General features: G+C 68.0%; 7 protein-coding genes. All 7 read left to right on the forward strand.

Features of this window, described 5'->3' with window-relative positions; genetic code table 11:
- Positions 1–4,272: IPT/TIG domain-containing protein (locus ACLHG5_RS00005; RefSeq protein ID WP_411317490.1), on the forward strand; the 4,272-nt coding region annotated here is incomplete at its 5' end.
- 124 nt (positions 4,273–4,396) lie between these two features.
- Positions 4,397–6,745 carry a DNA polymerase III subunit gamma and tau gene (locus ACLHG5_RS00010; protein ID WP_411317491.1) on the forward strand — a complete coding sequence of 783 codons (2,349 nt, stop codon included), beginning with the start codon at positions 4,397–4,399 and terminating at the stop codon, positions 6,743–6,745.
- Positions 6,746–6,747: 2 nt separating this feature from the next.
- Positions 6,748–7,347 carry a recombination mediator RecR gene (gene recR, locus ACLHG5_RS00015; protein ID WP_411316264.1) on the forward strand — a complete coding sequence of 200 codons (600 nt, stop codon included), beginning with the start codon at positions 6,748–6,750 and terminating at the stop codon, positions 7,345–7,347.
- Between the two features lie 61 nt (positions 7,348–7,408).
- A complete protein-coding gene (locus ACLHG5_RS00020) occupies positions 7,409–8,674 on the forward strand; it encodes an aspartate kinase (RefSeq protein ID WP_411316263.1) in 1,266 nt (421 codons plus the stop codon).
- Complete coding sequence (locus ACLHG5_RS00025) at positions 8,671–9,732, forward strand: aspartate-semialdehyde dehydrogenase (protein WP_411317492.1); 1,062 nt, start codon at positions 8,671–8,673, stop codon at positions 9,730–9,732. The genes ACLHG5_RS00020 and ACLHG5_RS00025 overlap by 4 nt, the downstream gene beginning before the upstream one ends.
- A 21-nt stretch (positions 9,733–9,753) precedes the next feature.
- Positions 9,754–10,446 (forward strand): SGNH/GDSL hydrolase family protein, encoded by a 693-nt coding sequence (locus ACLHG5_RS00030; protein WP_411317493.1) that lies wholly within the window; start codon positions 9,754–9,756, stop codon positions 10,444–10,446.
- Positions 10,447–10,545: 99 nt separating this feature from the next.
- Positions 10,546–12,021 (forward strand): malate:quinone oxidoreductase, encoded by a 1,476-nt coding sequence (locus ACLHG5_RS00035; protein WP_411317494.1) that lies wholly within the window; start codon positions 10,546–10,548, stop codon positions 12,019–12,021.
- The last annotated feature ends 150 nt before the right edge of the window (positions 12,022–12,171 follow it).

The following is a 12,171-nucleotide window of genomic DNA, read 5'->3' on the forward strand; positions in this document are numbered from 1 at the left end:
GTGGTCGTGCTGTCGCCTGCAGGGTCGTCTGCTCCGGTCGATTTCACGTATTTCGCGGTGACGACGGTCGATGAGGTGGAGCCGGGTTCGGGTCCGGAGGCTGGGGGCGTCGAGGTCACCATTGTCGGGTCGTGTTTCACGGGTGCGACGGATGTTCTGTTCGGTGGGGTGTCGGCGACGAGTTTCGAGGTCCTGTCTGACACGGAGATCACGGCGATCGTTCCGGCGGGCACGGGTGTCGTCGATGTCACGGTCGTGGGTCTCGGTGAGTGTGGTGAGGGGACGATCGAGGACGGGTTCGAGTTCGAGCCTGCGGCGTCGGCTGTGTCGTTGGATCCGGAGAGTGGTCCCGAGGCTGGGGGCACGATCGTGACGATCACGGGCACCGATTTCACGGGTGCGACGGGGGTGACGTTCGACGGTGTTGCGGGCACGGAGTTCGAGGTCGTGTCTGACACGGAGATCGTCGTGACGAGCCCCGCAGGCACGGCGGGCACCGTTGATGTGGTGGTGGTGAGTCCGAATGGGGATTCGGATCCCCTCGACTTCACCTACATCGTGGTTCCCGCGGTCGCCGAGATCGATCCCGACCGCGGTCCCGAGGTCGGGGGCACCGAGGTGACGATCACGGGCACCGACTTCACGGGTGCAACCGGGGTGACGTTCGACGGTGTCGAGGGAACGGACTTCGAGGTCGTCTCCGACACCGAGATCACCGTCACGACTCCCGCGAACCCGGCGGGCACGGTCGACGTCGTGGTGCTGCACCCCGACGGAAACTCTGCTCCGGTCGACTTCACCTACTTCGCGATCCCGGTCGCCGTCGAGATCGATCCCGACCGCGGACCGGAGGTCGGTGGCACCGAGGTGACGATCGTCGGCACCGGGTTCACGGGGGCGACCGGTGTGACCTTCGACGGTGTCGAGGGCACGGACTTCGAGGTCGTGTCTGACACGGAGATCACCGTGACGAGCCCCGCAGGCACGGCCGGCACCGCGGATGTCGTCGTCCTCTCTCCCGACGTCGACTCGGCTCCGGTGGACTTCACCTACTTCGCCGTGCCCGTGATCGCCGACCTCGATCCCGATCGTGGACCCGAGGCCGGAGGCACCGGGGTGACCATCACGGGCACGGGCTTCACCGATGCCACGGGTGTGACCTTCGACGGTGTCGAGGGCACGGACTTCGAGGTCGTCTCCGACACGGAGATCACCGTGACGAGCCCCGCCGGCACGGCGGGAACCGTGGATGTCGTCGTCCTCTCTCCCGATGTCGATTCGGCTCCGGTCGACTTCACCTACTTCGCGCTCCCGGTGATCGTGCTCATCGACCCGGACACCGGCCCCGAGGCGGGTGGCACTGAGGTCACGATCATCGGAACGAACTTCACCGGCGCGACCGGTGTGACGTTCGACGGTGTCGAGGGAACGGACTTCGAGGTCGTCTCCGACACCGAGATCACCGTGACGTCGCCGGCGGGCACGGGTGTCGTGGAAGTCGTCGTCGTCACACCCGACGTGTCGTCCGAACCTGTCGACTTCACCTACTTCGCCGTGCCGGTCATCTCCGAACTCGACCCCGATCGTGGCCCGGAAGCCGGTGACACGATCGTCACCATCACGGGCACGGGCTTGAGCGCCGCGACCGGCGTGACCTTCGGCGGTGTCGAGGGCACGGACTTCGAGGTCGTCTCCGACACCGAGATCACCGTGACGTCGCCGCCCGGCACGGGTGTCGCGGAGGTCGTCGTCATCACTCCCGACGTCGACTCGGCGCCTCTCGACTTCACCTATTTCGCGGTTCCCGTGATCGCGGAGCTCGACCCGGATCGTGGCCCGGAAGCCGGTGACACGGTCGTGACGATCACGGGCACGGGGTTCACCGATGCGACGAGTGTCACCTTCGACGGTGTCGAGGGAACGGACTTCGAGGTCGTCTCCGACACCGAGATCACCGTGACGTCGCCGGCGGGCACGGGTGTCGCGGAGGTCGTCGTGATCACTCCGGACGTCGATTCGGCGCCTCTCGACTTCACCTACTTCGCGGTCCCGGTTGCCGTCGAGATCGATCCTGACAGTGGCCCGGAGGCGGGCGGCACCGAGGTGACGATCACCGGCACTGGATTCACGGGTGCTACGGGTGTGACGTTCGACGGTGTCGAGGGCACGGACTTCGAGGTCGTCTCCGACACCGAGATCACGGTCACGAGCCCCGCCGGCACTGCCGGAATCGCGGATGTCGTCGTCAGCACTCCGGATGCCGACTCGGCGCCGATCGACTTCACCTACGTCGTGGTCCCGGCCGTCGCGGACATCGATCCCGATCGGGGCCCTGAGGTCGGCGGCACCGAGGTGACGATCACGGGCACCGACTTCACGGGTGCGACGGGTGTCACGTTCGATGGTGTCGAGGGCACGGACTTCGAGGTCGTCTCCGACACCGAGATCCTCGTTACCACTCCCGCGAACCCCGTCGGACCGGTCGATGTCGTGGTGTTGCACCCCGATGGCGATTCTGTTCCGGTCGACTTCACCTACTTCGCGGTTCCGGTGATCGTCGAGATCGATCCTGACAGTGGCCCGGAGGCGGGTGGCACCGGGGTGACGATCGTCGGCACTGGATTCACGGGTGCGACGGGTGTGACGTTCGATGGTGTCGAGGGCACGGACTTCGAGGTCGTCTCCGACACGGAGATCGTCGTGACGAGCCCCGCGGGCACGGCGGGAACCGTCGACGTGGTCGTGGTCACGCCGGATGCCGACTCGGCGCCGATCGACTTCACCTACGTCGTGGTCCCGGCCGTCGCGGACATCGATCCCGATCGGGGCCCTGAGGTCGGCGGCACCGAGGTGACGATCACCGGCACCGATTTCACGGGTGCGACCGGTGTCACCTTCGACGGTGTCGAGGGCACGGAGTTCGAGGTCGTGTCTGACACGGAGATCGTCGTGACGTCGCCGGCGAATCCGGTGGGTGTCGTGGATGTGGTCGTGCTGTCGCCTGCAGGGTCGTCTGCTCCGGTCGATTTCACGTATTTCGCGGTGACGACGGTCGATGAGGTGGAGCCGGGTTCGGGTCCGGAGGCTGGGGGCGTCGAGGTCACCATTGTCGGGTCGTGTTTCACGGGTGCGACGGATGTTCTGTTCGGTGGGGTGTCGGCGACGAGTTTCGAGGTCCTGTCTGACACGGAGATCACGGCGATCGTTCCGGCGGGCACGGGTGTCGTCGATGTCACGGTCGTGGGTCTCGGTGAGTGTGGTGAGGGGACGATCGAGGACGGGTTCGAGTTCGAGCCTGCGGCGTCGGCTGTGTCGTTGGATCCGGAGAGTGGTCCCGAGGCTGGGGGCACGATCGTGACGATCACGGGCACCGATTTCACGGGTGCGACGGGGGTGACGTTCGACGGTGTTGCGGGCACGGAGTTCGAGGTCGTGTCTGACACGGAGATCGTCGTGACGAGCCCCGCAGGCACGGCGGGCACCGTTGATGTGGTGGTGGTGAGTCCGAATGGGGATTCGGATCCCCTCGACTTCACCTACATCGAAACGCCCGCGCCACTCGCCCTCTCCCTCACTCCTGACCGCGGTCCCGCATCAGGTGGCACGACCGTGACCATCACGGGAAGCGGCTTCACGGGCACGACCGACGTGACCATCGGTGGCGTGCCGGTGCTCCGGTTCACCGTGCTCTCCGACACCGTCATCACGGCGGTGACCGCACCGAACGATCCCGACCTCCACGACGTCGTCGTCGAGACGGCCGTCGGACCGTCGAACCCGCTCGACTTCGAGCATTTCGACGACGGCACGGTCGACGACGTTCCGTCGGTGACGCCCGACGCCGGTCCGGAGACCGGAGGGACCACGGTCATCATCACGGGAACGTGTTTCACGGGTGCGACGGACGTGCTCTTCGGTGACACGTCGGCTGCATCGTTCACGGTGCTCTCCGACACCCGGATCGAAGCGGTGACGCCCGCCGGGTCGGGAACGGTCGACGTGAGTGTGATCGGGGCCCCCGGATGCGACACGGTCGTGGTCGCCGACGGCTTCACGTTCGGAGCCGCGCCGACCCCGGATGGCCCGACCCCAGGCGGGCAGACGCCCGGTGATTCGGCACCGGCGGGCGGCTCGGGATCCACGCCGCCGGTCCTCGCGACAACAGGGTCGGATGGCGGGGCACTCGGAACCCTCGCCCTCGCGTTGCTCCTGCTCGGGTTCGCGCTCGCGACGGTTCGCCGCAGAGGCCTCCGGGAGGCCGCCCGCGGCTGATCGCGCCCCATCCCCACGCCGCATCGTCGGCACAGACCGGAAGCCCGTGCGAACCCCACTCGCACGGGCTTCCCCTGTGTGCGCTCGCCCTGTCGTGTCGCACGCCGCGAGTACGCTGTAGACCGTGGTCACAGCTCTCTATCGCCGGTATCGGCCCGAAACCTTCGCCGAGTTGATCGGGCAATCTCAAGTGACCGACCCGCTGCGCACCGCGCTGCGTTCGGATCGCGTCAACCACGCCTACCTCTTCAGCGGGCCTCGAGGGTGCGGCAAGACCACATCCGCCCGAATCCTCGCGCGCTGCCTCAATTGCGTCGAGGGCCCCACCGACACCCCGTGCGGCGTGTGCCCCAGTTGCGTCGAGTTGAGCCGCGACGGTGCGGGCTCCCTCGACGTCGTCGAGATCGACGCCGCGAGCCACAACGGCGTCGACGACGCACGTGATCTGCGAGAGCGCGCCGTCTTCGCGCCCGCGCGGGACCGCTACAAGATCTTCATCCTCGACGAAGCGCACATGGTCACCCCCCAGGGCTTCAACGCCCTGCTCAAGATCGTCGAAGAACCACCGGAGCACATCAAGTTCATCTTCGCGACGACCGAGCCAGACAAGGTCATCGGCACCATCCGTTCGCGCACCCACCACTACCCCTTCCGGCTCGTGCCACCGGCGCAGATGCTCGAGTACCTCCAGCAGCTGTGCGAGAGCGAGAAGGTCGAGGTCGAGGCGGGCGTGCTCCCCCTCGTCGTGCGTGCGGGTGGCGGAAGCGTGCGAGACACACTCTCGCTGCTCGATCAGCTCATCGCGGGATCCGACACCACGACCGTGCAATACGAGCGAGCGGTCGCCCTTCTCGGCTACACGCACGGAGCCCTCTTGAGCGAGGTCGTCGACGCTCTCGGGGCCCGGGACGCCGCCGCGGCGTTCGCCGCCGTCGACCGCGTGATCCAGACCGGCCAAGACCCCCGCCGCTTCGTCGAGGACCTCCTCGAACGACTGCGCGACCTCGTGATCGTCGGCGCCGTGTCGTTCGGCGGGTCACTCGACGCGGCCGCCTCCGTGCTGCGGGGCGTCGAACCCGAAGAACTCGATCGGATGTCGCAGCAGGCCGCCATGTTCGGCACCGCTGGGCTGAGTCGGGCGGCCGACGTCGTCAACGCGGCCCTCACCGAGATGACGGGCGCGACGTCGCCGCGACTGCATCTCGAACTGATGATCGCGCGGGTTCTCGTGCCCGCGAGCGACGAGACCGAGCGCGGCGCCCTCGCGAGAGTGGAGCGCCTCGAGCGCCGCATCGGGATCGAGAGCCCCGAAGGTGCAGCGCCGCCCGCATCCGTTCGGGCAGCCGTGCCGGCCCCTGCCAGCGAACAGCGGGCCAGCGAACAGCTCGCCAGCCAACAGCCCGCCCCGCAACAGCCTCCCGCCGAGCCTCCCGTCGAGGTCGAGGTCGAGGCCGCCGCCGCACCCGCTGTCCCGCCCGCCGGGGAGCCTGACCGGCCCGTCGAGCCCGTGCAACCGACATCCGTCGCCGACGTTCACGAGGATGCCCCCGACGCGCCGGCCCCCGTGGCCCCCGCAGCCCCCGTGACCCTGCAGCACGTCAAAGACGCGTGGCCCGAGATCCTCGAGGCCGTGCAGAAGGCCAAGCGGGCCGCGTGGATGGTCGTCTACACGGCACACGTGCTCGATCTGCGCGACGACGTGCTCTACCTCTCGTTCGTGAGCGAGAACGACGTCACGAGCTTCAAGCAGCAGACCGCGGGTCACGGCGTGAGCGAATACCTCCGCAACGCGATCGTCGAGGTGCTCGGCCTCAGGGTCAAGTTCGTCGCGAGAGTGGATGCCTCGGCCAAGCGGGATTCTGCCCCCGCGCTCTCGCAGCCCGACGTCGCGCCGGTGAACGACGATGCGGCGGGCGTGGCGTCTGCGCCGCCAGTGCAGACGCCGGCGGCCCAGACACCGGCGGCCCAGACGCCTGCAGCCCCGACACGGCGAGCCCAGACGCCGCCATTGCACACCGCGACGGCGGCGCCGGCCACGACGTGGGCGACCGTCGCCGTGCCCGGTTCCGACCCCGGTTCCGCTTCCGACTCCGACACGAGGGAGGCAGCACCCGCGGCCAACCGGGCGCCGGAGCCGTTGCGCTCGGCCGGGGCAGCCTCCGCAGCGACTCGCGAGCCGATCGTCGTTCCGGAGCCCGTCGACGAGGCCGACCGTGAGCCCGAGCCGGAGTTCGAGCCCGACGATTCCCCCATCGTCGGTGCCACTCCTCCCGCGGGAGCGGGAGCAGGAGCAGCCGCACCTGCCGCCCCGCCCGCCCGAGAGGAACCCGCCCCTCGAGCTGCCCCGCGTGCGCCCGCGCGCCCCGAGCTCGACAAGCGACGCTACGGAGAGTCCGTCGTGCGCGAGATCCTGGGCGCGAGCTTCATCGAAGAGCTCAGCGTCGCCCCGCGCGTCACACCGAGGGGTGACTGACCGTGTACGAGGGAATCGTCCAAGAGCTCATCGACGAACTGGGCCGCCTCCCGGGTGTCGGTCCGAAGTCGGCTCAGCGCATCGCGTTCCACATCCTGCAGACCGAGACCTTCGACGTGACGCGGCTCGCGCAAGTGCTCATGGACGTCAAAGAGAAGGTGCGGTTCTGCGCCGTGTGCGGCAACGTCTCCGAGCAGGAGACGTGCGGAATCTGTCGTGACCCTCGCCGCTCGCTCGCGACCATCTGCGTCGTCGAAGAGGCGAAAGACGTCGTGGCGATCGAGCGCACGCGAGAGTTCCGCGGGCTGTACCACGTGCTCGGGGGCGCCATCTCGCCCATCGACGGCATCGGACCCGACGACTTGCGCATCCGTCAGCTCATGCAGCGTCTCGCCGACGGCACCGTGACCGAGGTCATCATCGCGACCGACCCCAACCTCGAGGGCGAAGCGACCGCGACCTACCTCTCGCGGCTTCTCATGCACATGGAGCTCACCGTCTCGCGACTGGCCTCCGGTCTGCCCGTGGGCGGCGACCTCGAATACGCCGACGAGGTCACCCTCGGTCGGGCTTTCGAGGGTCGACGCACAGTCGAACACTGACGACCGAACACTAGAATCGGTTGTCGGCCGCGAAGGCCCCACCCACCCACGAGGAGTCCGCGTGAGTTTGATCGTGCAGAAGTACGGCGGTTCGTCCGTCGCCGACGCCGAGGGCGTCAAGCGAGTGGCGAAGCGGATCGTCGAGACGCGCAAAGCCGGGCACGACGTCGTCGTCGTGGTCTCGGCGATGGGCGACACGACCGACGAGCTCGTCGACCTCGCCGAGAGCGTGACCCCGATGCCGTCCGGCCGAGAACTCGACATGCTCCTCACCGCGGGGGAGCGCATCTCGATGGCGCTCCTCGCCATGGCGATCAAGGGCCTCGGCCTCGAGGCTCGGAGCTACACGGGCAGTCAGGCCGGAATGATCACGGATGCCCGCCACGGTCGCGCGCGCATCGTCGACGTGAGCCCGGGGCGCGTTCGCGAAGCACTCGACGTCGGCGCGGTCGCGATCGTCGCCGGCTTCCAGGGGTTCAATCGGGGCACGGGAGACATCACGACGCTCGGCCGCGGCGGGTCCGACACGACGGCCGTCGCCCTCGCCGCCGCGCTCGACGCCGACGTGTGCGAGATCTACACGGACGTCGACGGAATCTTCACGGCAGACCCGCGCGTCGTGCCGACAGCCCGCAAGATCGATCGCATCACGAGCGAGGAAATGCTCGAGCTCGCCGCAGCGGGAGCCAAGGTGCTCTATATCCGCGCCGTGGAATATGCGCGCCGGCACGGAGTCACGCTGCACGTACGGTCGTCGTTCAACAACACCGAAGGCACTCTCGTGCTGAACCCCGAGGATGGAGCACCGATGGAAGAGCCGATCATCGCCGGCATCGCCGCCGACCTGAGCGAGGCCAAGATCACGGTCGTCGGGGTTCCCGACATCCCGGGGAAGGCCGCGCAGATCTTCACGATCGTCGCGTCGACCGACTCCAACATCGACATGATCGTGCAGAACGTCTCGGTCGCGGCGACCGGCAAAACCGACATCTCGTTCACGCTCCCGAAATCCGAGGGTGGTGCGGTCATCCGCGCTCTCGAGGCAGCGCACGACGCCGTGGGCTTCGACTCGCTCCAATACGACGACCAGATCGGCAAGCTCGCGCTCGTAGGGGCCGGGATGCGCACGAACGCGGGTGTCTCCGCCAAGCTCTTCACGGCGCTGTTCGACGCGGGAATCAACATCGAGATGATCTCGACGAGCGAGATCCGCATCTCCGTCGTCACGCGCGCCGACACGATCAACGAGGCCGTGCGCGTCGTGCACCGCGCGTTCGACCTCGACGGCGACGTCGAAGCGGTCGTCTACGCCGGGACCGGCCGATGACCGCCCTCGGGTCGACCACGGGCATCCGTCTCGGTGTCGTGGGCGCGACCGGACAGGTCGGTGCGGTCGTGCGCACGCTCGTTCTCGAGCGCGGTCTCGACATCGCCGAGATCCGGTTCTTCGCCTCGGCCAGGTCGGCCGGCACATCGCTCGATTTCGGCGGGGTCGACGTCATCGTCGAAGACGCCGCGACGGCGGACCCCGCGGGGCTCGACATCGCGATCTTCTCTGCGGGGGCGACGACCTCGAAGGCCCAGGCGCCGCGCTTCGCTGCCGCGGGGGTGACCGTCATCGACAACTCGTCGGGGTTCCGCATGGACCCCGAGGTTCCCCTCGTCGTGAGCGAGGTCAACCCCGAGGCCGTCGACGACGCCGTCAAGGGCATCATCGCGAACCCCAATTGCACGACCATGGCGGCGATGCCCGTGCTCAAGGTGCTTCACGAGGAGGCGGGGCTCGAGCGTCTCATCGTGAGCACCTACCAGGCGGTCTCCGGCGCAGGGCTCAAGGGGGGCGAAGAACTCCTCGAGCAGTCGCGAGCCGCGCTCGCGGGCGACACCATCGGGCTCGTGCACGACGGGCGCGCCGTCGAGTTCCCGGAGCCGGTGACCTTCCCTCGCACGATCGCGTTCGACGTCGTCCCGCTCGCGGGGTCGATCGTCGACGACGGACTCTTCGAGACCGACGAGGAGAAGAAGCTCCGCAACGAGAGCCGCAAGATCCTGGGTCTGCCCGCCCTGCTCGTGAGCGGCACGTGCGTGCGCGTGCCCGTCTTCACGGGCCACTCGCTCTCGATCAACGCCGAATTCGCGGCGCCGATCTCGGTCGAGCGAGCGCACGAGCTGCTCGAGGGTGCGCCCGGGGTGACCCTCGCCGACGTGCCGACGCCGCTCGACGCGGCCGGTCGCGACGACAGCTACGTCGGTCGCATCCGCTCCGACGAGGGGGTTCCCGACGGTCGCGGGCTCGCGCTCTTCATCAGCAACGACAACCTGCGCAAGGGTGCTGCGCTCAACGCCGTGCAGATCGCCGAACTCATCGCCGACAAACGGAACTGACGGCCGCGCCGAACCACCACCATGCCCTCTCGCCGCACGCTTCTCGCCCTCGGGGTGACGCTCGGTCTCGTCGCACTCATCGGAGCCGTCGTGGTCCCTCTCCTGCTGCCCGGTGACGACTCGGGAGACGCGGATGCCGTCGTCGACCCGAACGCGCCCGTCGTCGCGTTCTACGGCGACTCCTACACTCTCGGCACGGGGGCGAGCGATCCCGCGGAGCGGTGGTCGACCCGCATTGCCGAGGACCGCGGGTGGACCGAGTTCAATCCGAGCGTCAACGGGCTCGGCTTCGTCAACAATCGGCAGTCATTCGACGGCGACGACCTCCCCGCGCTCATCATCGCGGAGGATCCCGACATCGTGTTCGTCACGATGGGGCTCAACGACAACTTCTCGTACGACCGCGCCGCAGCCGACATCGAGACGCAGATCACGCGCGACTTCGATCGCCTGACCGAGGGTCTGCCCGACGCGCGCTTCATCGTCGTGGAGCCGTTCTGGTACACCGAGGAGCGCCCCGACTCTGTCGAGACGATCATCGGGTGGGTGCGCGACGCCGCAGCGGCGATCGATGCCGACTACATCCCCGGGGCATCGACGTGGATCCGGGGTCAAGACGAGTTCATGGCGCCCGACGGTCTGCACCCGAACGACGCGGGGTACGGCCACATGGCCGAGCTCATGGATGCGGCGCTCGTCGATCTCGGACTGTGATGCGCGAGACCGCGACGACGGGGCGGGGGAGCCGTGCGAGAGACGATGCGGAGGCCTTTCACGGCCGACGGACACAGTCTCGGAACGTAAACTGGGGTCATGAACACAGCTGAGCCGGTCGACGTCGCCCTGATCGGCGGAGGAGTCATGAGCGCCACTCTCGGCGCCCTCATCACGAAGCTTCAACCGGACTGGTCGATCGCGGTCTACGAGCGATTGAGCGACGTGGCCCTCGAATCGTCGAACCCGTGGAACAACGCGGGCACGGGGCACTCGGCGCTGTGCGAGCTCAACTACACGCCCCAGCGCCCGGACGGGTCGATCGACATCTCGAGCGCCGTGAAGGTCAACGAGCAGTTCCAGATCTCACGACAGTTCTGGTCGAGCCTCGTCAACGACGGCGTGCTGCCCGACCCCACGGCGTTCATCAACCCCGTTCCGCACATGAGCTTCGTCTGGGGCGAATCGAATGTCGCCTACTTGCGCGCGAGGTTCGACGCTCTTGCGGACCACCCCCTCTTCTCCGGCATGGAGTACAGCGAAGACGCCGAGGTCATCCGATCCTGGGTCCCGTCGATGATCCCCGGCCGGGCGAAGAACCAACCGATCGCGGCGACGCGCATCGACGTGGGCACGGACGTCGACTTCGGAGCCCTCACCCGGGGACTGTTCTCCTACGTGACGGGCAACGGCGGGTCGCTCAAGACGGAGACCTCGGTCACGTCGCTCAAGCAGGAGCGCAGCGGTCTGTGGCGGCTCGGGCTCCGCGACGAGGTCGGCACCACGAGGTCGACCGTGCACGCGCGCTTCGTCTTCGTCGGCGCGGGCGGTGGGGCGCTCTCACTTCTGCAGAAGTCCGGCATACCGGAGATCCGCGGGTTCGGCGGTTTCCCGGTCAGTGGGCAGTTCCTCCGCACCGACAAGCCCGAGGTGGTCGCGCAGCACAGTGCGAAGGTCTATGGCAAAGCGGCCGTCGGTTCCCCGCCCATGTCGGTTCCCCACCTCGACACGCGCGTCGTCGATGGCGAGGCGAGCCTCATGTTCGGGCCGTACGCGGGGTTCAGCCCCAAGTTCCTCAAAACCGGGTCGCTCCTCGACCTCTTCCTGTCGATCCGGCCCCACAACATCATCCCGATGCTCACTGTCGCGAAAGACAACCTCGACCTCACCTGGTATCTCGTGAAGCAGGTCGCGGCGTCGAAGAAAGCCAAGTTCGACGCCCTCCGCGAGTTCGTTCCCAGGGCGGACCCGGCCGACTGGTACCAGATCACGGCGGGCCAGCGGGTGCAGGTCATCAAGAAGGACGCCGAGAAGGGTGCGGTGCTCCAGTTCGGCACCGAGGTCGTCGCCGCGTCTGACGGAACCATCGCGGGACTGCTCGGGGCCTCGCCCGGTGCCTCGACGGCCGTGCCGATCATGCTCACCGTGCTCGAGCGGTGTTTTCCCGACCACATCGCCGAGTGGACTCCCGCCATCACGGCGATGATCCCGAGCTACGGCACCCTCCTGTCCGACGACGCCACGCGCGCGAAGACGACCCTGCGATCGACGGAGTCGGCGCTCTCCATCGCCTGACGCACCTGTAGGAGGTCCGACGTGTGACGTCGGGCGGCCAAATGGGGGACGTGCCGAGGCTTCTCGTTCGGCCCCATCGCCCGCCCGACGTGCGATCTCGCCGTGAGCATGCCCAGAACGGGGTACATCGTTCGTCGGCTGAGTGGGTTA

This window comes from Marisediminicola sp. LYQ85 (assembly GCF_046600695.1).
GTDB lineage: Bacteria > Actinomycetota > Actinomycetes > Actinomycetales > Microbacteriaceae > Marisediminicola.